At 59.4% G+C, this 21,256-nt stretch carries 23 protein-coding genes; 9 read left to right on the top strand and 14 right to left on the bottom strand.

Annotated elements, in window-relative coordinates; genetic code table 11:
• Positions 1-495 precede the first annotated feature (495 nt).
• A complete protein-coding gene (locus NKH89_RS28225) occupies positions 496-2,148 on the top strand; it encodes an MFS transporter (RefSeq protein WP_031195547.1) in 1,653 nt (550 codons plus the stop codon).
• A 40-nt stretch (positions 2,149-2,188) separates the two neighbouring features.
• The gene (locus NKH89_RS28220; protein ID WP_023723202.1) at positions 2,189-2,437 is read left to right on the top strand and encodes a DUF982 domain-containing protein; all 249 of its coding nucleotides are present in this window, start codon (positions 2,189-2,191) and stop codon (positions 2,435-2,437) included.
• Between the two features lie 105 nt (positions 2,438-2,542).
• On the opposite strand, the gene NKH89_RS28215 is transcribed toward NKH89_RS28220, so the two are convergent.
• The 12 genes from NKH89_RS28215 to NKH89_RS28160 form a co-directional block, all read right to left on the bottom strand.
• The gene (locus NKH89_RS28215) at positions 2,543-4,693 is read right to left on the bottom strand and encodes a type IV secretory system conjugative DNA transfer family protein (protein ID WP_352516250.1); all 2,151 of its coding nucleotides are present in this window, start codon (positions 4,691-4,693) and stop codon (positions 2,543-2,545) included.
• A gap of 13 nt (positions 4,694-4,706) precedes the next feature.
• A complete protein-coding gene (virB11, locus tag NKH89_RS28210; protein ID WP_352516251.1) occupies positions 4,707-5,732 on the bottom strand; it encodes a P-type DNA transfer ATPase VirB11 in 1,026 nt (341 codons plus the stop codon).
• On the bottom strand, positions 5,729-7,192 hold the full coding sequence (virB10, locus tag NKH89_RS28205) for a type IV secretion system protein VirB10 (RefSeq protein ID WP_352516252.1): 1,464 nt from the start codon (positions 7,190-7,192) through the stop codon (positions 5,729-5,731). Before virB10 ends, virB11 begins: the two co-directional genes overlap by 4 nt.
• Entirely contained in the window at positions 7,192-7,989 is a 798-nt protein-coding gene (locus NKH89_RS28200; RefSeq protein WP_352516253.1) for a TrbG/VirB9 family P-type conjugative transfer protein, read from the bottom strand. Before NKH89_RS28200 ends, virB10 begins: the two co-directional genes overlap by 1 nt.
• Entirely contained in the window at positions 7,986-8,699 is a 714-nt protein-coding gene (locus tag NKH89_RS28195) for a VirB8 family type IV secretion system protein (RefSeq protein ID WP_352547726.1), read from the bottom strand. Before NKH89_RS28195 ends, NKH89_RS28200 begins: the two co-directional genes overlap by 4 nt.
• 72 nt (positions 8,700-8,771) lie before the next feature.
• A complete protein-coding gene (locus tag NKH89_RS28190) occupies positions 8,772-9,815 on the bottom strand; it encodes a TrbL/VirB6 family protein (protein ID WP_352516254.1) in 1,044 nt (347 codons plus the stop codon).
• A 183-nt stretch (positions 9,816-9,998) separates the two neighbouring features.
• Positions 9,999-10,733, bottom strand: coding sequence for a type IV secretion system protein (locus NKH89_RS28185; RefSeq protein ID WP_352516255.1), 735 nt, complete (start codon positions 10,731-10,733; stop codon positions 9,999-10,001).
• 9 nt (positions 10,734-10,742) lie between these two features.
• Positions 10,743-11,900: a transglycosylase SLT domain-containing protein gene (locus tag NKH89_RS28180; RefSeq protein WP_352516256.1), complete on the bottom strand. Its 1,158-nt coding sequence runs from the start codon at positions 11,898-11,900 to the stop codon at positions 10,743-10,745.
• Positions 11,884-14,286 carry a VirB4 family type IV secretion/conjugal transfer ATPase gene (locus tag NKH89_RS28175; RefSeq protein ID WP_352516258.1) on the bottom strand — a complete coding sequence of 801 codons (2,403 nt, stop codon included), beginning with the start codon at positions 14,284-14,286 and terminating at the stop codon, positions 11,884-11,886. The genes NKH89_RS28180 and NKH89_RS28175 overlap by 17 nt, the downstream gene beginning before the upstream one ends.
• Positions 14,283-14,576 carry a VirB3 family type IV secretion system protein gene (locus NKH89_RS28170; protein ID WP_352516259.1) on the bottom strand — a complete coding sequence of 98 codons (294 nt, stop codon included), beginning with the start codon at positions 14,574-14,576 and terminating at the stop codon, positions 14,283-14,285. Before NKH89_RS28170 ends, NKH89_RS28175 begins: the two co-directional genes overlap by 4 nt.
• A 3-nt stretch (positions 14,577-14,579) precedes the next feature.
• Complete coding sequence (locus tag NKH89_RS28165) at positions 14,580-14,894, bottom strand: TrbC/VirB2 family type IV secretion system protein (RefSeq protein WP_352516261.1); 315 nt, start codon at positions 14,892-14,894, stop codon at positions 14,580-14,582.
• Positions 14,895-14,906: 12 nt separating this feature from the next.
• A complete protein-coding gene (locus tag NKH89_RS28160; RefSeq protein ID WP_352516262.1) occupies positions 14,907-15,560 on the bottom strand; it encodes a lytic transglycosylase domain-containing protein in 654 nt (217 codons plus the stop codon).
• A gap of 88 nt (positions 15,561-15,648) precedes the next feature.
• Here NKH89_RS28160 and NKH89_RS28155 point away from each other — a divergent pair, with 88 nt between their 5' ends.
• The 3 genes from NKH89_RS28155 to NKH89_RS28145 are packed head-to-tail and all read left to right on the top strand — an operon-like array spanning position 15,649 to position 16,956.
• Positions 15,649-16,251: a hypothetical protein gene (locus NKH89_RS28155; RefSeq protein ID WP_352516264.1), complete on the top strand. Its 603-nt coding sequence runs from the start codon at positions 15,649-15,651 to the stop codon at positions 16,249-16,251.
• Positions 16,248-16,805 carry a thermonuclease family protein gene (locus NKH89_RS28150; RefSeq protein WP_023722879.1) on the top strand — a complete coding sequence of 186 codons (558 nt, stop codon included), beginning with the start codon at positions 16,248-16,250 and terminating at the stop codon, positions 16,803-16,805. Before NKH89_RS28155 ends, NKH89_RS28150 begins: the two co-directional genes overlap by 4 nt.
• Positions 16,792-16,956 (top strand): hypothetical protein, encoded by a 165-nt coding sequence (locus tag NKH89_RS28145; RefSeq protein WP_156948357.1) that lies wholly within the window; start codon positions 16,792-16,794, stop codon positions 16,954-16,956. The genes NKH89_RS28150 and NKH89_RS28145 overlap by 14 nt, the downstream gene beginning before the upstream one ends.
• On the opposite strand, the gene NKH89_RS28140 is transcribed toward NKH89_RS28145, so the two are convergent.
• The gene (locus tag NKH89_RS28140; protein WP_031195334.1) at positions 16,953-17,297 is read right to left on the bottom strand and encodes a hypothetical protein; all 345 of its coding nucleotides are present in this window, start codon (positions 17,295-17,297) and stop codon (positions 16,953-16,955) included. The two genes, NKH89_RS28145 and NKH89_RS28140, sit on opposite strands and share 4 nt — an antisense overlap.
• A 141-nt stretch (positions 17,298-17,438) precedes the next feature.
• Between NKH89_RS28140 and NKH89_RS28135 the strand changes: the two genes are divergently transcribed.
• Genes NKH89_RS28135 through NKH89_RS28120 form a run of 4 tightly spaced genes read left to right on the top strand, consistent with a single transcriptional unit; the run spans position 17,439 to position 20,622 of the window.
• Entirely contained in the window at positions 17,439-18,068 is a 630-nt protein-coding gene (locus NKH89_RS28135) for a response regulator (RefSeq protein WP_023722882.1), read from the top strand.
• Positions 18,069-18,081: 13 nt separating this feature from the next.
• The gene (locus NKH89_RS28130; RefSeq protein ID WP_023722883.1) at positions 18,082-18,774 is read left to right on the top strand and encodes an FkbM family methyltransferase; all 693 of its coding nucleotides are present in this window, start codon (positions 18,082-18,084) and stop codon (positions 18,772-18,774) included.
• Positions 18,764-19,309: a putative pterin-binding protein gene (locus tag NKH89_RS28125; RefSeq protein ID WP_156948359.1), complete on the top strand. Its 546-nt coding sequence runs from the start codon at positions 18,764-18,766 to the stop codon at positions 19,307-19,309. Before NKH89_RS28130 ends, NKH89_RS28125 begins: the two co-directional genes overlap by 11 nt.
• The gene (locus NKH89_RS28120) at positions 19,306-20,622 is read left to right on the top strand and encodes a sensor histidine kinase (protein ID WP_023722885.1); all 1,317 of its coding nucleotides are present in this window, start codon (positions 19,306-19,308) and stop codon (positions 20,620-20,622) included. The genes NKH89_RS28125 and NKH89_RS28120 overlap by 4 nt, the downstream gene beginning before the upstream one ends.
• A gap of 110 nt (positions 20,623-20,732) precedes the next feature.
• Here the strand turns inward: NKH89_RS28120 and NKH89_RS28115 are convergent, their stop codons facing one another.
• Positions 20,733-21,203, bottom strand: a complete 471-nt coding sequence (locus NKH89_RS28115; RefSeq protein WP_245278784.1) for a helix-turn-helix domain-containing protein — start codon at positions 21,201-21,203, stop codon at positions 20,733-20,735.
• Positions 21,204-21,256 lie beyond the last annotated feature (53 nt).

Raw genomic sequence — 21,256 nt, 5'->3', positions numbered from 1 at the left:
ACGAACCCGTCGACCGCAACCTGCAAACCCCCGCCTGCCATCACGACGGAGCAATCCCGGCGCCTGACGAGGCGCGTGGAAAAGCACCGCAACGGCGACCACAGCGTCGCTTCAGGCCGTCAAAAGCTTATCGCCGTGCATCAAGGCGGCTAGGTAGGTGTGGCCCGGCTTCGTTGAATCCGCTGCGGGCCAGCTCTCTGATAGAAATCGGCGCCGTCGTCCCAGGCTTTCCATGGGCATCGTTTCCCGCGCGGAATGAAGGTCTCCTTCCCGAAGGCGGCAATTCCTAAACTCGGTGCGATGCCCGATTTGCGGTCAGGCTGCATCCGCCTTTTCTTCCAGACCAAGTAATCGCTTCGGCCAGAGCGCCGGCGGTGAAGAATTGTCTTGCGCTATCCCTAGCAAATGCGCTCATGCTGCTATTCCTCCACGGGCACCTGCGCCGGGAGGGCACCTCTAAACGCGATCGATAGACCGAGGGGAGGGCTCAACCCAATGAGCAGGGTGGCGCCCGCAGATGCGACTCCAGCTTCGTCGGCGACATTTGCGCCGCTCGAGAATGCAACTTTCCGATCGATCTGGCTTGCTACGCAGGTGTCCAGCTTTGGCTGGCTAATTCAAACTGTCGCCATCAGTTGGCTGATGGCGACCATTTCGACTTCCGACGTGATGGTCGCCTTGGTGCAGGCTTCGACGACGTTGCCTACATTCATCCTGTCGATCATCGCCGGAGCCCTGGCTGATAATTTCAGCCGCCGCAATCTGATGTTCGCTGGCTGGTCCGTGATAGCGCTGTCCTCGGCGATGCTGACGGTTCTTGCAGGCTTGGGAATTTTCAATCCATGGATGGTTCTTGCATTCAGCTGTTTGGCCGGAGCGGGCGCCGCTTTCACCGATCCCGCTTGGCACGCGTCGGTCGGCGACATCTTACGAAAACGCGAAGTTCCAGCCGCGGTTACGCTCATCTCGGTTGGATATAACGCTGTTCGAAGCGTCGGTCCGGCGCTTGGTGGCATTGTCGTTGCCTCCTTTGGACCTTTGACAGCTTTCGCTGTGGCGACGCTGACCTATCTAGCGCTGCTGTGGACCATAGGGCGCCGCAAATGGGATGTTCGCTCGTCCCCCCTCCCGCGCGAGCCATTGACCACGGCCATTCATGACGGAGCGCGCTTCACGGCGCTATCGGCGGAGATCAAGGCGGCAATCGCGCGTGGCGCGCTTTTTGGCCTGACCAGCATCTCCATACTCGCGCTCCTGCCTGTCGTTGCCCGCGATCAATTAGGCGGAGGACCGATCGTTTATGGCATCCTGATGGCTGGCTTCGGGACCGGCGCCTTGTGCGTCGGCATCTGCAACAATGTTTTGAGACGGTCGCTCTCCCAGGAGCGACTGACAATACTGGCATGCATTGCTTGCGCGGCGTGTTGTTTATCTCTTGCTCTCACGTCTTCAGTGGCAGTGGCGGCTATTGCGCTGGCGCTCGGCGGCGCGGGATGGGTGGTCACCTGGACGGGGCTCGACGTAAGCGTTCAATTGGCAAGCCCAAGGTGGGTCGTTGGTCGCACGCTCTCGATCTATTATGCCCTTTCGTCGGGTGGTATCGCGGCCGGCAGTTGGCTGTGGGGTACGGTGGCTGAGAACTATTCGCTTGCCTCAGCCCTGGAGATTTCAGCTGCTGCGCTACTGATGGTCGCGGCCACCGGGTTCCTGTTGCCGATCCGTCAATGGCAAGACTCTGATCAGGATCCTTTTGGCTTCGAGACACCGCAACTCGCTCTCGACCTGAAGCCGAGAAGCGGCCCGATCGTCATCAAGATCGAGTACTCAATACCGGAGGCAAACGTCGAAGCTTTCCTCGATCAGATGCAGGAACGACGGCGGGTGCAAAGCCGCGTCGGCGCCAGGCACTGGAACCTCCAGCGCGATCTTCAGGATTCCTCGCTTTGGACAGAAACCTTCCGCACGCCGACCTGGATGGACTATCTGCGCCTAAACCATCGCCTCACAGCGGCGGACAAGGAATTGGACCAACGTCTGCTCGAATTGAACATGGGTGGAAACCCACCTCTTACTAAACTTTCGATTGAGCGGCCGACCGGGGCAACCCGCAAGCGGGATCAACCGACGCGATTTTTCTTCCGCCGGTGATCGCAGGCTGTTGTTGATAGAGTTTCAAGGGTGAGGGTAGATGACCGGCTTGGTAAGATTTGAGAGGCCAGTTGTGATTCAGATTGGCCGCTATACAGAACGCACCGTGTTCGATGTTAATGATGCGGCCTCCATCCTGCTGCGGGATCTTGGTGGTCGTCAGACGGAGAAGCACAGGGCAGCTATGGACGCCTGTCTGAAGGTTATACGAGGTGAGCTTCATCCACCCGCCGCCCGCAGGGCTTTCGTCGCGGTCGCGCGCGAAGCAAAGATTCTACGCTGCGATTGACTGGAGTGCTCAAGCGGCACCGCCCGGCAACTGGCGGCTGATACGGAAGGCCTGAGGCATGACGTTGCCGCTCTTCTATCTGACACGAGCAGGGCGCAGCAGTTCCTACCCGTCGACTACATCAGGCAAAGTATCTTCGACGACGCTCAAATTTCGATCGAAAGCCTCGGTGTCGGATGCGTGGGCTCGGAGAGATCGCACCTTGTTTAGGATAGCCGCAACCGCCGCTTCTTTTTCTGGCGCTATGCGTGTTGTCACCGCTTTGGCCGCCAACGCGGAAAAATCTATGGCGGCATAAGGTGGCACACCTGCAGTGTCGCTTGCTTTCGGCCGTTCTTTGACGATTGTGCGCCGGCCCCGCGGCGGAGCCATACGGCCGGCTTTTGCGGCAAATGTTGCGCCGCGCCGTAGGCGCGTCTGCAAGAGGCCTGAGCGGTACGCCGGTGCTGTCGGCACAATCGTCGGGAGCGCAGGAGATGGAACCGCCGCGGAAGCGTCCAGCGCAGGTCTTTTCGTGCGCGAAGCGTCGGTAGAGGCGGGCAGGGGCATGAATGCGCGTTTGGCGAGCTGGCCGTCGGCGAAATAGAAATTGCGCGTGCCAAGGATCGGCAGCTCGCCGCGCGGCAATATGATGACCTTGTTCTTGTCGAGCGTGCGGATTTCGTCCGGCCGCATGAGCGGCCGCCGCACTTCCTTGCGGTGCTCCGAGCGCGTGTAATAAGTGTCGAACAACGTCGCCTTGGTGCGCGTCACGTCTTTTTGCACGTCCGACCTTTCGCCGAGCTGCTCGGAAACGTAGCGCAGATCGTCAGCATCCTGCGCGCCGAAAAAGATCTGCACGCGAGCGGCATTAATGAGCGTCTTGCGCCCTTCCTGGCGATAGATCTCGCCTACAGCCTTCAACGACTGCACGAAAAACCACATCGAAACACCGTTGCCGCCGAGCACGCTCGCCATTTCGGTGACGTTCTCCAGCTTGCCGAGGTTCTGGAACTCGTCGAGCAGCACAAGTACCGGATGCTCGCCCGGCTGCGGCAGGCTTTCCGACATGAAGTTCATCATCTGCGTGATCAGGACGTTGAACAACGGTCCAAGCGAAGTGATCTGCTCGCGGCGCACGTCGAGATAGAGAGAAATCCGGTCCCGCTTGAGCCTGCGAATATCGAACGTGCTGCGCGAGGTGGCTCGCATCAGGCGCTCGTTGAGGAAGGGGGCCATGCCGGTGCGCACGCCGGCGTAGATTCCGGAGAACTGCCGCTCAGACATCTCAAAGTAGGGCAGCAGGGTTTGCAATGTGAAATGCGAACATTCGCGGCGGCGTTCCTCGCGCAGCGAGCCGATGAATTCCAGGAGCGGCTGCTCGGCACCGTTCATGATCTCGAGGATTGTGGCAAAGGTCTTTTTCTGGTTTGGGATCGTCGGCGATTCCATGACGAAGGATGCTATGCCGGTAAAAAGGAGACGGGCGTCGTTCACCCAATAAGGGTCGGCATTTGAGGGCGGTCGCGGAAACAGCGCCGCAGCGATGTTGCGAAGGTCGATGTCGCGCTGCGCCGAATCCAGCGAGATGAAGTCCATCGGATTGTAGCATGCGGTATTGCCGTCCTGATCAGCCGGCGCAAAACGCACCACGCGGCTGATGGTTGAACGGTAACCGGCAGTCGCCGCATAGGTCTCGCCCCGCAGGTCGAGAACCACGAGCGAATGCGGCCAGGTCAAGGCGTTCGGGATGATGAGAGACGTGCCTTTACCGGAGCGCGGCGGTCCTATGACGAAACCGCCGACATCATCGCCATCAATCCACAATTTCTTGCCGCCGATCAGCTTGCGCTGGGTCAAGCGGATCTTGCCGGAGCGCTGATCGCGGCCGGGCGACAGAATTTCGGCCAGCCTGCCGCCGGCTCGACCGACGAAGACGCCGCCAACTTTCGTCAGGCCGGTTTTTGATACGTCGCTCATAGTCATGAAGCGAGAGTCGTTGCGCTTTTTCGGGCGCATGAGAAACAGGCCGACCAGCGGCGCAAGAAACCCTAATGCCCCTGCGGCGACGGCGTATTGTACCCGGCTAACATTCCCCGCTATCGTATCTGCCCAGGCCAGACGAACGACGGGCAAGGGATTGGCGTTCAACTGGTCGAACAGGACCCGGGAGCCAGTCCTGAACCAATCTGTCGCGGCATAGACGACGGTGAAGACCAGGGCGCCCAGGGCCATCGCCATGAGCACCATGAAAATTGCAGTTGCGATTTTCTGCATGGATAGGCCCCCGCTAGATTGTCTCGGCCTTGGTGAACTTGATCTCGCTGATGCCGCGCCGTCCGCCTTCGGTGCGGACCATCTGGACGACCACCGGAATGACCTCGCGCAGATAGCCGAGGATTTCGCCTCGTGAGAGGCCCGAACTGCCCTGCATGACCATGAGCGCCAGCCGCTCGTAGGCGGACCGGGCGGAATTGGCATGAACGGTCGTGAGCGAACCCGGGTGGCCGGTGTTGATCGCCTGGAGGAACGCGAAGGTTTCAGCGCCGCGTAACTCGCCCAAAAGCAGACGGTCGGGCCGCATGCGAAGCGAGGCTTCGAGCAGCTGTTGGGCGGAGACCTTGGCAAGCCCCTGGTCGCCCTTCGAGGCTATCAAGGTGACGTTGTTGGGAGCCGGCAGCCTCAGTTCGCGGGTGTCTTCGATCGTGATGATCCGCTCATGGGCCGGGATCTCCTTCAAGAGCGCATTCAAGAAAGTCGTCTTGCCGGTTGACGTGCCGCCTGAAACCACGATCGAGACGCGGTTGCGCACCGCGTATTGCAGGAAGTCCATTGGCGACGTGTCGTGCAACATCTCGACGAGTCGCTTTTCTTCGATTGAAAGCGCAAGGCCGCTGCCCATTGCCGTGTCCTCGAAGGCGCCGAGATCCTTGTAGGCAGCAAGGCTCATATCCATGATGACCTGCTTGCGGATCGAAATCGCCCCGCCTTCGGGAGCCGCCGGCGGCAAGATGCATTGGATGCGCTCACCCGAGGGTAGAGCGGCCGACAGGACCGGCTTCTCTTCGTTGATGACCTGATTTGTCGCCGAGGCGACACCCGTCGAGATATGCCTAATCCAGCCGGGCGTGACCTCGCGCTTGACGACATGCTCCATTTCCTTCGCGCCGAGGCGTTCGATAAACAATTCACCCGGCCTGTTGATCGCAATCTCGGACACCGCATCTTCGGTCAAATAGGCCCATATCGGTTCCAGATGAGCACGCAGGACCGGGGCTCTCGCCCAAGGGTCAGGGAGGGGATGCACGGCATTCATTTCACCGGGCTCCCATAGCCGGAATAAAAATGATCCGTCGGCATGCCGTAGAGAGGCGTCGGATCGATCGCCGCCTTCGGCCGCCCACCTGCCTTCAGGCGTGCAACTTCTTCCTGGACGGGATCGGCGTATAGGTCCGAGAAATCGAGATCTCGCCGCACCAGCACGACGACCGATGTGCCCTGGTCGACGTAGACTGTCGGGCCAATGTTCTGCGTGTCGCGAAACGCCTCTTGCGCGAGTTGCTGCAAGGCGGTCGATGACTTATCAAACGCGATGCTGCGGGCGTCGCGCTGCGAGCCATTGCCACCATAAGTTAGGGTCGTGGTCTCACCTGTTACGGGATCGATTGTCGACACCTGGCGCTGTTGGCCATCTTGCCCGCTATCGCCAAGCGAGGACAGATATTCAGAGACTCCGCCAACCACGGAAAGCATGATGGCGTTGCCGTACCGTGCAGCCCAGTGCGTATCGACACGGCCGCCCATGCCGCCGCGGCCGAGCGCGTCGGCACCAGGCGATTTGATGTCGACGGAAATGCCATCCGAGCGGATGACCCTGCTCCAGACGATGAAAACACGCTTTTGACCGCGCGCAAGCCCCGAGCGGTATTCTCCGGTCAGGCGCGAGCCCTTCGGAATGAGGATCCGCCTGCCGTCGAGCGAGAAGACATCCTCACGCACGACAGCGCGCACGGCACCGGGAAGGTCGGTGTTGATCGCGGTTTCCAAATAGCCGCGAATGATCGTGCCTTCAGGGATCAACGCATCGGTGCGTCGGAAGACCCTGGCTTTGACGATGCCGGAAGAACTTGCCTCAGACTGCGCCAGGAATGCCTTGTTGGGATCACTGTCGGCGCCGGGGACCGGAATGATCTGACCGTCGGGCGCGATCTCGACCTGCGCCGCCTGGGCGCCGGCATCCGTCGAGCCGGTTTGATCATTCGTCACCATCTGGTTCGAGCGCAGGCGTTCCCACACCGCTTTTTCGCGCTCGGCGGCCTCTGCCTTACGGCGAGCCTCTTCCTCTGCCGCGGCTTCGCGGCGGGCTTCTTCCGCCTCGGCCTTGCGGCGAGCCTCCTCTGCCGCCATTTGCGCCTCCAGCGCGCGCCGCTGCGCATCGAGATCCGCGCCCTCCTGCACGGTCTGATCGACATTGGTAGCCTGTTGCGCGCCGCTCTGGTCGGCGGCCGGTGGCGGCACCACAATCTGCTCGATGGTGCCGTCGGCAGGTTGCGGCGGTTCGTTCAACGCCGGCGGGCGGAATTCGGGCGGGTTGAAGTTTTCCTCGCCGTCGCTGCGAACATCGCGCGATACCGGCTCCCGGGGCCAGTTCAGCCATATCAACGCGCCAACCAGCACCACGCCGAGGGCGACCAGGGCGATCCTGGTACCCACGCCCGCACCGCGGCGCGCGACCGTCGGGCTGCCGTCCAGCTGGTTATAATCGATCTGGGTCATCACCGCCCTCCGCTGGATCCGAACAGGGTGGAACCGCCTGTCAGTTTCGTTGGACCGTAGACTTGCTCGACCGGATCGATGGCGTTGGGTCGCGCCCGGTTGTAGAGGCAGAGCGTCTTGCCATCGGCCCGCAAGGTGAATTGCTGCGCGACCTTGTCGATGACTGTGTATTTGCCCTGCGTGCGAACGTTGACCAGCGACTCATGGCGCTTGTCGTCGACAACGAAAATCGCCGGAATGTCACCCTTGAACTCCAGAAACACCTTCGTGCCGTCGTCGAATACGGTACGCGGCTTCAGGCTGTCGTCACCCTTGTAGGCATAGTCGTAATTGAGATCGGCATAGTTCAGGTCCTTCAAATCCGGATCGGCGGCGCTCTCTTTGGCCTGTGAGAGCAGGCGCGCGTTGATATCCTCGTCCGGGTATTTGAACCGGACCTGGAACGATGCCCGGTCACGGCTATTGTCGGTTGCCTGCAGCAGCAAGGAATAGACGCGCCGGTTGGTGACGACGTTGACGTTGGTCCACGCATCGCGCTCCAGCGGCTTTACGAACAGAAATCGCGATCCGCGTTTGGGGATGATCGACCAGCCTTTCGTGTCGCCAGCCGACACGGTTTCGATGACTTCGGTCGGGCTGAGCTCGACCATCGTCGAAATACCCAGAGCTGCGCGCACCGACGTCACGTCGTCATTGTTGAAGGTGACGTATCGGATGCGGCCGTCGCGTGCGGCCGCGTCGTGCATTGTGCCGAGCAGAAAGGCGGCCGACAGCGCAAGGCCCACGCGCCATCTCATTGTAGGCTCCCCGCAGCGGGCGCCGATTCCTGATCGCGGCGGTAGTCCGTAACCTGAAATCCCAACGGATTGTCGAAACGCCATTCGTTCTTCAGCGGCGTCGAGGTGTAGCGGAATTTTATCACCGCCACCCAATCGTCGGTGGTGGACGAATTGTCCCGCCGCGTCGTCGTGGCAAAGCGCACCGAGGCTGTGTTGCGATTGAGCAGGGAAACCGACTTGATCTCGACCGAGACAGTGACATTGCGGCCAAAAATCTTGTCCAGCGATTGTGGATTTGCAGGCGTATAAAGCCACGTCAAATCCTTGGATGCCGCGTCGGTGGAGTAGAGCTGGGCCAGGTCGTAATTCTGTTTCAGTTCACGGGAATCGTAGGTTTCCCGGGCCCTGATATAGCGGACCAGATTGGCCGCCGTGACGGCTTCGTTCTGCGACAAATCTCCAGGCTTCAGCGCGCGCATGATTTCGAGGTAGCCCGTCGATTTGTCGACCTCGACAACATACGGTTCGAACTGCCGGAGCGGCAGGATCAGCACGAGCGCCAACAGAGACAGCACCGCCACCAGTCCGGAAACGCCGCTGATGATCCAGGCCAATGTACGCGATCGACGCATTGACCGGTGCGTGTCGTCTTCCCAGGTCGCGCCCGCCCTGTAATAGCGCTTGTCGACGAGTTCGCTGCTGCGGTCGGCAGCCGTTTCCACTGGCATTGTCACGTTACTATTGCCTCGTTTGCGCGACGCATTCTGATCCACGCCGCGATCGGTGATCGTTCTTGTGTCCTAGGCCAGAGGCCTGGAGTTATCGCGCGCACCTTGCTGGATGGCGGACCGGGTTGCGGCATCCGCCCTAGCTGCTCGCGAAGATCGAAAACTGTTTGCCGCGAGCTGTCGGGCGCCGCGAGCGGCGCGGCCTGCGACCCATCGCGCGCCGGAATAGCGCACGGCGTTTCTGCCGAAGTTTCTATAAGGATTGTATGCTCCCACGGTGCTCAGATACCCGCCGCCATTCAGGATCGAAGCAATCGAAGGTATCTGCATGAGAACGTAGATCCCGATGATCGTCACCAGCACCAGCGGCAGCACCAGCGACATTTTGCTGTCCATGGTCGCTCCGCCGGACGTGGCGGTGTTCAGCGCCGCGTTGACGAGCGAGAAGTAGAAACCGAGAAAGCCGTAGATCAGGACTTGCTGGATCATCAGGAAGGTGCTCAGCGAAAGGAAGCCTTCGCTCATGCGCGAGGACCATCGGTAAAGCCAGAGAATGATCCATATCGGCGCCAAGGCCAGCGTGATGAACAACATCACCTTGGCGGCGATGATCGCGGCAATGGCAAGCGCTGCGAAGATGATGGCAGACAGCAGGACGAGCAGCGACAAGAGCGCGCCAAAAATGTCATAGAAGGATCCGCTATAGACCTGATTGGCGACGTCCTGCGCCCCTTGGTAGAGATTGTCGATCAGCGCTGGAATTGCCGCCTGATCGCTGAGCTGATTGCCGGTGGCCCGCGACACGGCGCCGACGATCACCTTACCGACCTCGTCTGGAATGCTTTGCACGAGCTGATAGATCGTCGCGGAAAATGTCCCCCATCTGGTCAGCAGCAGATAGATGATGACGGCGCGGCCGAGGCGATAGGCCGCTTCGATTGGCGAAATCGACTCACGCCCGCTCAAAATCGAATAGCCCCACCACACGATATAAAGGGTCAGCATCAGCGTGAAGACGTTGCCCATCGCATTGCCCAACTGCATATAGACGGTGCGAACGAAGTCCTCGCCGATGTTGTCAATGCCACCGAGGATGCTTGCGGCGAGACCGTTCATGGATCCTCGTCAATGATGCTGGCGAACGGCGTTGAATTGACCGGCTTCAGCGCGCCGCATTCGTCGGTGTGGGCATACGCCAAAGGCCCGCACGGAGCTTTCAGTTCGCGATTAGCGCATCCAAAAAGCCCCGCGCCGAGCCCAATCACAACGCATATGCGCAGGACTCGCCTCGACAAGCGCTCAGCCCCCGCTCTTGCCGAATTCCGCGAATGGATTGACGGTGCGCGGCGTCATCATCTTCTGCACCTGGCTCTGGCGAAGAAGATCTCCCTTCAGCTTCTCATTCAGGGCCGCGACCGCACCGTTCTGCACGCCGATCAGTTCGTTGACCGCGCGCGCGTTTTCCAGCTGCATTCGTGTGTTCTGGTCCACCGATCCCTTGACGTCCTGTGACTGCCCGATCTGCCCGCTCGCGGACTGCAGGGACCGTTGGCGCTGGGTGACACCTTGCGAGGCCTGCGAAGTCAGCGCGCTTAGCAGCGAGGCCACGTTGACGCTGCCGCCATAGGCCGTGTTGACGGCGCTCGTCTCTTTGCCGGCAATCTGCTGGAGCTGCTTCACCAGCTGGAGCCCGTTGATGACGGCGCCGGCGATTTTCTGGATTTCGGGCGAAAGGCCGCCAAACGAAAGAGCCCCGCCGTTCAGGATCGATCCGAACGACGGCGCCTGGGCAATCGACATATTGCCGCCAAGGCCCATCTGTCCGATCCCGAGCGATCCGTCACGACTGCCGCTGAGAGCCTGCAGGATCTCGTCGCTCTTTTTCAGGATATCCTTGTTCGAATCCATGATGGAGTTGGTATTGTCCGCATTCTTGCGGGCGACATCGAGATTGGCGCCATCGATGACGGCAATCTGTGCGTGGGCCGTGCTTGCCCAAAGCGCCAGACTGCCGGCAATTGCGAATTTCGTCATGTCAGCCTCCTATTGCTGCAGAGAATCGATGACGCTGGCAGCGCCAGCAGGGTCAGTGGTGATGATCATCGAGCGGCTGTCGGCTGAGCTTGTCCCTGCATTCTCAACCGCGCATGGTAGCCACCGGCCGCGATCGATCTTCAACCATTCCAGTTCCACGGGATTGCAAGAGAACGGGTTTGGAGAACCGCTCTTCGGCTGTTGCACCAGCTTGGCCGACTGCGATGCCTGAACGTTCTGCAACGACAGAAGTTGAGCCAGCAGGCCAGTGAAATTCCCCGCATTGGCGAGGTACTGGTTGGTGACATCGGCGTTGATCCCACGAGCCGACGAGTTCAGCTCCCAAGCGTCCTTGTATTCCGTCACTTGGCCAACGTTGCCCGCTAGCGCGTCAATCGCCGCATAGTTGGCGCCCATCTGCGATGAGCTTGCATCAAGGCCGCCAGCCGCCTTCCTGACCGTGCCCATGGCCGCGTCCTGGGCCGTGCCGCCGGCGCCGTCGGCCGTCACGATCGAGAATGGTGCCGGCGCGGCGGCCGGAGCCTTGCCGCTCGACACATAGTCGTTGAAGTAACTGTTCCAACGGCCGACGCCGCCGGCCCATTGGTTTTGCTCGCCTGCGTTCGATCCGTTGTAGAAGGAGGCGAGACAGCTGTAATTTGTCGCCCCGCATTGCTTCACCCCCATTCCGAGATATTTGACGCCGCCTTCGATATTCTGCTCGTTCACGTCGCGGTCCAGTCCCATGGACTTGCCGGTGCCCTTGGTCAGCTGCATGACGCCTTTGACGCCGGTGTGGCTCCCGGCGCACGTGTCAAAGCGCGATTCCTGATAGGCGACGGAGAGCGCCAGGCCTTCGGGCACGCCGTACTTTTGCGCGTAATAGCGGATCATTTTCACGTTGCCCGCGTCGCGCTGCAACGCGTCGGCCGGGGACCGGCGAAACATCTGTGAGCGGTATTTGTTCGAATAGGTGCAGACGACGCTTTTTTTCCTGTTAGTTTCGTCCTTCTTCGCTTCATCCGACTTCGTGCTGTGCTGCTCGTCCTCTTGCCGCTTGTCGAGGTTCGAATCGTCGATGACCGCGATTTGCGCGACAGCCAAGCTCATGCTTTCCGCCGTCGCGAGTGCCACGGCCAGACAAGCGCTGCTAAGCCGCTTCGTCATGCTCGTTCTCCCATCCGCAGAAGTATGGCAGCCACATCTCCGGCTCGTCGCCGAAGGTTTCCCGGAGCCGTGCGCATTCCTTGCTGTTGGCTTCGTTCGAGGACAAGACCTTGATGAGATCGGGCATCGCCGACAAATCGAGCTTGGCGACGATCGAGTCGCTGTCGTGCTTGACGAGGAAGGTGCGTGTTTCCTTCGCGGTTCGGCGCACGAACTCGAATTCCTTCGCTGTCAGCGAGAAGCGCTCCATGTAGGACTCCTTGCTCGCCTTCGGGTTGGGGAAGAAAATGTTGGTCTTCGTTTGCTCGATCAGTGACGACGAGATGGCGGAATTGACGACGTCTTCCGCCGTCTGCGTGCCAAAGCCGACCACGCCGTTGCGGCGACGAATGGTCTTCAGCGTTTCGTTGATGAAAGCGGCGAAAACCTCGTCGTCCAGCAGCTTCCAGCCTTCATCGAGGAAGAGCATGATCGGCGAGCCGTCGATGACGTCCTCAAGACGGTGGAAGATGTAGAGCAACGCCGCCGAGCGCAGCTTTCGGTCGCCCAGGATTTTGGTCATGTCGAACCCGACAACGGGTTTCGAGAAATCCACCAGATCGACGGGATTGTTGAAAAGCCAGCCTCTGTCCTTCGGGTCGAGCCAGGGCTGTATCCGCGCGGCCAGATCATTCATGCCGGGCATGAGCGAACCCCGCAGCACTTCCGGCAGCAGGTCGAAGGTCCGCTGTTTGCGCGGGATCTTGTAGATCATGTCGACGGCGGCGTTGATGACGCGCATCTCCGCCACGTCCAGCGCACCGCCTTCCGGCGTTAGAATGTAGATGAGCAGATCTTCCAGGAAAGAACGGTTTTCTGCCGTGTCCTCGAGCTGCAATGGCGCGAACCCGGTCGGCTGAGAAGGCTCCATCACCTCGTATCGACCGCCGAGCGCCCGAACGAAAATTTCAGCGCCGCGCATATAATCGAAATAAACACATCGTGGCCGCGGCATGATGCGCATGGCCTGCGCCATCAGGAATGACAGCACCACGGTCTTGCCCGAGCCGGTCGGACCGAACACCGTAAAGTGCCCGACATCGTGAACGTGGAAATTGAAATAATAGGCTGTCTGGCTGGTCGTTTCGAGCAAAGCGATGGGGCGTTTCCAATGCAGCCTCTCGCGTTGGCCCGAGGGGAAATTGTGTCCTGAAAAAAGGCCGGCGAAGTTAAGGGACGAGATCAACGCGCGTCGCGCGATGTAGCTGAAATTTCCCGGCAACTGCGCCCAAAAGGCGAGTTCCGTGTTCAGTGTCTCGCGGACCGGCACGATCGACATGCGCGAAAGCTCGGCCGTGATATCGGATAGCGCACGGTTGAGCCCAGCCATATCCGGTGCCAATGCCATGACGCTCATGTGATGTTGTCCGAAGACGACTTCGCCGCCGGCCAGCTTGTCGGCGCCGTCGTGGACGGACTGCTCGACTGTCGTGCCCGCCTCGTCGGAGCCCTCAACCTGGTTCGCGATGGTGTTGATCCTGCGCATCGCCGTGACACGGTCTTCGATCGCGAAACTCTGCGTCAGGACGAACTCATGTGGCAGGCGCAAGAGACCGTCCAATGAGCCCGGCGCGGTGAACGGCGGATATTCCTTGATCGACACCATGGCGCCGAGCTTGCCAGCGTCCGGTCCGCGAAGTTCCAGCGCGGACTTGCCGAAAAACAGCTGCCGCGTCGCCAGCACATCGCCAAGGGACATGCGCGGCAAAGGCATTTCCACATCGACGCCGCCGGCGAGGATCTTCGCCAAAAATTCCGCGGGCTCGGAAAAGAAGCCGTTGCGGCGCTTCACGAGACCGAGAAGACGTGCACCATAAGCCGTAAAATCCTTGACGACGCCGTCGAGAACGTCCTGCAGTTCGGCCATCGCCTCTTCGCGGGTTTCTTCGCCTGCGGTGCTGATGCGGAACGCATTGAGCGCCTTGTCCACCCAGCCGACGCGGCCGACCATCGGCCGGCGTATGACCGTCAGATACGCTTCGTTGACGAAAAGGTTTTTCGCCCCAAGCTCATCCATGTAGCGGGCGTCGAGCTCGGCCACGAAAGGGTTGTCAAAGTCGCCTTCGATCTCCGGCGTCACGTGGCGGCGGATGATGGTAGTGTAGACCGCAAAGCGAGACGTTGAGAGATTCCGGAACGTCGTGTTGCGGTTGAACATGCGGCTGTTCAACTCGGCCTGGTCCATCGTCTGGAAGGGCAGGCCACTGAGCTGGATGACGCCCACCAGAAAGCCGCTCTTCGTTACGATCAGATTGTCATCGACATGGCGAAGGTAAGGGATGTGCATCGCCGCGGGCTTTTCACGCCGCCGCTCACGGCCAAATTTCAGGTCGGCATCGAGGCTCATGGCGAATAGCTCCTCGCCCCCCAGAAAGTAAGGTTCGCCACCGCTCCGCGTTTGGAGACGCGCCGCTCGAAAATATGAAACATATAGGGGTCGAGCTGGCACAGATATGCGCTGACCAGATGCACCACGCCGAACACCCCAAGACCGAGCATGAAGCTGCTCGTGGCGATAAAGCCGATCACCGCCAGGATGCCGTTCAGAGCAAAAACTTCATATCGCACCCCCCATTTCATCGGGGGGCGTGTCAGTGGCAGGCTGACCGGCTCGACATAGACTTCCTCGTCGTCCATGTCTCAGCTGCCTCCCGCGGTCGCGCGAACCGCATCCACCAACTGGGCAGCGCCGAAGATCAGAGCGATGCCAATGATGATGGAAAAAGCCATCATCCACGCCAGGCGGCCCGTCATGGCGAGGAAGCCAAGAAAACAGACCGCGATGATGGCGAATGAGCGCGCGATGTTGCCCTGCAGAACGCCGACGAACCACTCCAGCACATTCTCGACCGGTGCCGCCGACTGCGCATATGCACTGGCCGGCGCGAGAGCTATTCCGACCGCCGAGGCCAAGGCCAGTTTCAGGGCAAATTTGCCCGCTTTCCTGTATTCCACCCTTGGCTCCTTTCAGTTGCCGAAATCCATGACATGACCATCCTGCCAGGCGTCCTCGCTTGCTGGCGGAGCGGCCGCGAGCATTTCGGATTTGGCCAGGGCAGACTTCTTCACGACACCGCCGAACTTCCAGCGGTTCAGTATTTTCACGATGTATTCTGCAGTTTCCGGATTCACCGGAATGCCCTGCGCCTTGTAGACGCTGTTGGGCCCGGCGTTGTAAGCCGCCAGCATCAGCAGCGGATCCTGGAACTCGTCATAGAGTGACTTCAGATGGCGGAGGCCAGCCCGTACATTTGCCTCTGTGTCGCAACGGTCGCTCACGCCGAGATCGGCCGCCGTGCCTGGCATCAGCTGCATGATCCCTAGGGCTCCGGCCTTCGACGGACCCTGACTGGCGCCGAGATCGCTTTCGGCCCATGCAATTGCCTCGGCCAGATCGGCGTCGAACCCTTCCTCTTGCGCGATTGAACGCACAAGTCGGGAGACCTCAGCACGATTTCCGGTCGTACACGCCCCCGGCCTTTGCGCCCCGACCGCGGCAAGGGCTTGCGCCGGTGTTGCAAAGGCAACTGCTACGCGGTCTGATGCCAGGTCCTGGCCGTGCGCATTGAACGGCATCGTGGCGCCACACAGGGTGAGCAGGAGAGCGAATCGAGCGTTCATAGTGTCGCCAAAATTTAACACTTTACTATGGCTACACGCAGCCCTAGTAAAGTGTCAACACTGTATGTAATCGCAAGGACGGATTTCGATGAGACAGACGGCCCTTTGCATGGTTTTGCTGCTTCAGGGCACCGCGGCTTATGCTGCCGGCGCCGACGCCCCGAGTGCCTTTGCCCAGCCGTCGGAGCACTACCTGCTCCAGTTTGCCAAGCCGGGCGAGAAGGTGTTCGTCTATGAACGCTATGATGCAAAAGGCGCGCTCTTTCAGCGCGATGCGGCCGCCCTTATCTCGCCGGTTAAGGTGCCGTCGGCGACCGAGCGCGTCATAAACGGCGTGACGTACCGGCTGCGCGGCCTTGCGGCCTGCCCCAAACCGAAGATCACGTACAAGACGCAGCAATGGGACTGCACGAAGGCCGCGCAGGACTATGAAGAGGCAATCTACAACAATCGCGCATCTGTCGTGCTTTGCAAAACACTTGTGCTGCAAAGCACGAAGGGTGAACCCGACGCCGTGTCGTGTTTCTCTCTCGTCGGTGCGGGCAACGCAAACGACCCGTACAACGTCGCCTACGACGATGACGAAATGGTTTTTTTCGACATGGCGGCGATCGGACGCAACAAGGACGGCAAGTCGCTGCGCCCCGATCTGGAGCATTCGGCCGACCTCGGTGGACAGTTCCAGGAATGAAGCAGGCGAGCTTCGCAGTGCTGGCCGCATTTGGTTTGTGCGCTTCGGCCCAGGCCCAGGATGCATCCGAGTCTGCCGTGCCAACGCCCTTGGCAGTATCGAAATCGGCTCAACTGCTGACCGGAGATACCTGGCGTGATGGAGATCACCTTTTCCGCCTCTATGGCGTCCAGTCATGTCTTCGAGGCACGTCAGCCGAAGAGCAAAATGGAAACAAAATCGATTGCGGGAACACCTCGCTGGCGCACCTTGCAGCCCTATTCGATAGCGCGGCGGTTACATGCCAGCCAATCGGCTACGCCCTGGACAAGGCGGTTTTTGTCGTGTGCGGTGCGCAGCTGAATGGCGACACAATCGACGTCGGCACGGCGCTGATAGCGACCGGATACGCGTTTGCCGCAACAACCGCAAACGGCAAAGCCGTCAATGAGAACTATCTGATCGCGGAAATCAACGCTAAGATGAAACGTGCGGGTTTGTGGGGCACAACGTTTCGGCATCCTGTGCGACTGCTGCTAAACAAGCGGTCGGAGAGACAGCATGAAACACGATGATGAAGCGCACAGATATTACTATCCTGTGGAAGGACGCGGCGACGGCGCCATTGGCGGAGCGGCTGCGTTCATCGCGATCATTTTGGTGCCGGCGGCCATCTACGCGGGCTGGAATACCGTGGCCTCATGGATTTCGACGATCTTTTCTTAGGGCTGCAGTTTCGTGAAGGAACCGAGCAACGCGCGCCAATCGTCGACATCAATCTCGCACCAGCCATGAGCCGTCAGCCGTTGGAAGTAAGCAGCCTTCATTTTCATTTCCGCGATAGTGGCTACTGGAGCAATGGCAGCACGCCTTCGCACAGCGGCCTCCTCCGCCATGACCGCGTCCAGCCTCTCACCCAGCACGATCGCGTCCGGCCCTTCGGCCCCCATCCATCGCTTGCCGATACATTCAAGCGCGGCAACGCTCTGACGATGTTCCGCAATCAGTTTTGCGACGTCTTCAGCCGCTTCCATCTGTCCATTGCTGCAGACCTGTTGAATAGGCATCGTCCTCGCCCTGGCGTACATCGGTCACATACTGGTAGCTCGGGAGGTGAGGAAAAATAGGGATGACATCATCCCTTTTTTGAAGCGACCAATTCTGAGAGACAGGGGCGGTGGGCGCATGCGTAGAGGGATTGGCTTCCAATGTTTCGTGCCCTGGTGGTCGAAGACCAGACACTTATGCGTCTGGCACTGATGAACGAAGTGCAAGCAAGCTTCGAAGAATGCATTGTCCTGGGAGCGGAGACGCTGAACATCGCGACTGCCGAGCTTCAAAACAATCATTTCGATCTTGTCGTGATCGATCCTGGCTTGCCCGGTTTTGATCCCACGTCACAGGGCGACCGCGTCGCTGTCGTCGACAAGATCATCGAGGCTTCACCCAGTGCGATCCATGTTGTCGTCACCGGTTCTGACAACCTTTGCGAGGCGGATGGCTTCCGGCAAATCGGCGCTGCCGCCTATCTCGGCAAGACCGGGCTTGCGCCCGGCGTGTTCAGGGACGTGCTGGACGATATTTCCACCAAGGGATTCTCGTTGCGCCTGTCGCGGGTTGTCATGACGAAACCCGATTATCGCTTTTCTGTTCTTACACCGCGCGAACAAGAGGCCATCGACATGATGGCGCATCGCGAACCCGGCGTGAAACGCAAGGAAATCTTTTCGCTGATGGCCGACCGGCTGGCCATTGATGCCGGCTCGGCCGAGAAATACTACAAGCAGGCTCGCGCCAAGCTCATGCGGCAAGGCCATCCGCTCCCACGAGGTCTGTGAGACAATTGCGCCCATGATCGTCCATGGAATCAAGGTTCCTGTCGCACCACAGGATGTTTCGCCGGTTATCTGGAGAGCGCTTCAAAGCCAGAGCTATGAGGCGAAGGAAGCGAAGTGGATCTTCAGGGCAGTCAAGGCGCGCGATCGCGTACTGGAGCTAGGGTCCGGTATCGGCATCATCACCGCACTGATCGCGAAAATCCCCGGCGTTCAGGTGTGGGCTTTTGAAGCGAATCCCGCAACAGCGGAACTAGCGAAGCGCGTGATAGCGGCCAACGATCTCGACAATGTCACATATTCGCAGGGTATCCTCACAGCAGGCCCGCCGCGGTCCTTCACCTTCTACGTTCGCCGCGACCTTTGGATGTCTTCCACGGACAAAGACCAAGGACCATATGAGCGCGAACTTTCGATCGTCTCGGCCGACGTCGATCGTTTCATCGCCGATCATCGAATAAACGCCCTCGTCATGGACATTGAAGGAGCTGAGAAAGAACTTCTGCAGGATGCCGAGCTGCCCGGCGTCGAACGCATCTTTCTTGAGCTGCACGACCACCTCTATGGCCTTGACGGCATCCGCAACATCACCCTTGCCCTAGCAGAAAAGGGATTTGCCTACGATCCGCGGGGCTCCCGAGGACCTTGCGTCCTCTTCGCTAAGAACGATGGCCCCCGCGAATACGAGGATGTGGAAGATGTTGCGTAATGCTCTCGCCGTCATGTTTGCCGTAGCCCTTCCGCTCGCCAGCGCCGCCGAGGAAATTCCGCTCGATCCCAACGAAGTGTCGGTTCAAGACGCCAGCGGCAAGACTGTCGCCGTTTTTTCAGTAAAGCAGCTGCGGGCAGACTTTCCACAACAGACCTATGACACGCGTACGCCTTGGACGAGCGACAACGAGAAAATCGAATATCGTGGGCCGCTGCTTGCAAATGTGCTTGCCAAGGCCGGAGTCACCGCCGTGCAGGAGGTCAAAGTTGTCGCCTATGACAACTTCGTTTCCGACATTCATATGGACGAAATCCGGTCTTATAATCCGATCCTGGCGATCGAACGTCGTTGCAACGAGAGTGACAAGGCCGGCTCGCATTGCCCGCCGGGCCAGGATTTCCGCCCGATCAGCATGGTAGAAAAAGGCCCCATCTTCATTGTTTGGCCCTTCGACCAATTGCCTGCTTCATATGTTCCCGCAAGAAACTCGATCTGGGTGTTTTTCCCAGTCATCCTGCGCGCCACGCAATGAAGTTCTTAAACGGCCGTTTGCTCACTGTTCTGCCGTATCTCGGTATGGCTGCAGCGCTTGGGCTGAGTGCGTGGACATTCATGCAATCGAACCGCTACCGTCAGGAGACGGATGCCATCCTCAATCAGACTTTCGAGATTCAGTGGCGCGCGGCACAGATTCGCGAGCGCCTTATACGAGTCTATGGCTATCTTCGCATTGCCGACGAGACGGGCAAGCTTGATGCGGACATCGATCGACAAATGGCGTTGGTGAACGTCAACGTCGCGCAGTTGGAAAACCTGCCCTATCTGAACCGCTTTTTTCCCGACCACGATGCCGAACTCCTGGGCCGGATTGGCCTAACCCTCGAACAGAAAATTGCCCCTCTTGTGTCAGCGCGTACAAACTACACCCAAGCCATTGCCGACATGGCCAAGCTGGAACAGTCAATTTACGAGATTTCCAGCTCTACCGTTGATCACAGTGCCACCTTGCAGCAGACCGCCAGCATCGACATTGCGGCCTCGCGCAACTGGTTCATCTTTGCCATCGCACTTGGCCTGGGTGCCACCTTTTATCTCGTTATCCATCAACGCTATGCTTTGGCCAATCGCCGTGACCAGCATATGCGCTCGTTCGCTTCGCTCTTTGCGCATATGACCCGATCGCGGGTTACAGCCTTGAGGCTGTTCCTTGAGCACGCACAACCAGACAAGCAACCGAGCGGCGAAATGCTTGAGGCTGCGCGCAGTGCTGCTACTGAACTGGAATCGATCACCAACAGTGTCCTTCAGATCGCCTATGCGCCACAAGATTCCAGCACCGTGGCGCTCGGCCCACTCCTCGAGGATCTCGCGCACGATCGCAGCAGTTTGGTGCAAGTTTTGGTCGATCCTAAAGCACGTCTGCAACCTGTTCCGGCGACGCCGTTACGGTTGGTCGTTAATGAGCTGATAGAAAACGCTCTTGCCGCTCTATCCGGCACCAGAAACGCCCCAATTCTCATCTCCGCGACAGTCAAGCGACGTCCCTTCCTCCTGCGCAGTTACCTCGTACTAGATGTGGCGGACAACGGCGCAGGCATGTCGCCTGCAATCCTTGTGAAGGCAACTACACCTTTCTTTTCAACGCGAGCTGGAAATCATACTGGCCTTGGACTGACCGCATGTTCCCAGATGGTCTCGACGCTGAAAGGAAGGCTCATCATCAACAGCGCTCCCGGTGCCGGCACAACCGTAGAGATCAGGATTCCGGTGCATTCGACTGCCGCCACGTCATGGCAGTCGTTCCTCAGGCGCGGGCGAAAAAAGGTACACACGTGGCGCGCCTAATTGTCAGCTCTGCTCCATTTTCACCTGAATGCACCGGTATGCGCTATCACGGCGAAAACCTGCCAGGCATTCTGTGTAGCGCAGCTTAGACGGATGATGACGCTGGAAGTTCACGGCACTCTGAAATGAGAACCTACGCCTCCGGGTGCGTCAGAATCAGGTAGATCAGTTGATGGCGGGACCTTATCGGAAAAGAGGAAGGTCGCTGGATCAAGTTTCAACGCCTTGGCGATCGCCGCAATTGTGTCGACGCTGATATTGCCGCTTGCGCGTTCCAATTTCATGAATGTCGCCTCCGCCACGCCGATGAGCTCGGCCATCTTATAGCGGAGCAAAGTGCGTCGTTTTCGCTCAATGTCGATGATGTGCGCCAGACGCATGCGGATTGCATTTTCGTCCAACTGATGCGCCCATTCGGGAAGTTTTTTTCCGCCCGCGAGCAGGTCCGCAACTGACACATGCAAGCCGCTTGCCATGATTTGCAACGTCGTCAGGGTGACATTGTTTTTCTGTCGCACGGTCTGGATGTATGTCCGGTAGGCGAGCCTTTCGCCCTCGACGGTCCGGAACAGCTCGGCCATGTGCATATGGGATAGGCCACGCCTAGCTCTCTCCCGCTCCAGCGTTCTCGCAA

This window comes from Mesorhizobium sp. M0923, assembly GCF_040319365.1.
In the GTDB taxonomy this organism is placed as follows: Bacteria; Pseudomonadota; Alphaproteobacteria; order Rhizobiales; family Rhizobiaceae; genus Mesorhizobium.
Note: the sequence above shows the minus strand (reverse complement) of the source record. Positions and strands in the feature narration are given on the sequence as shown.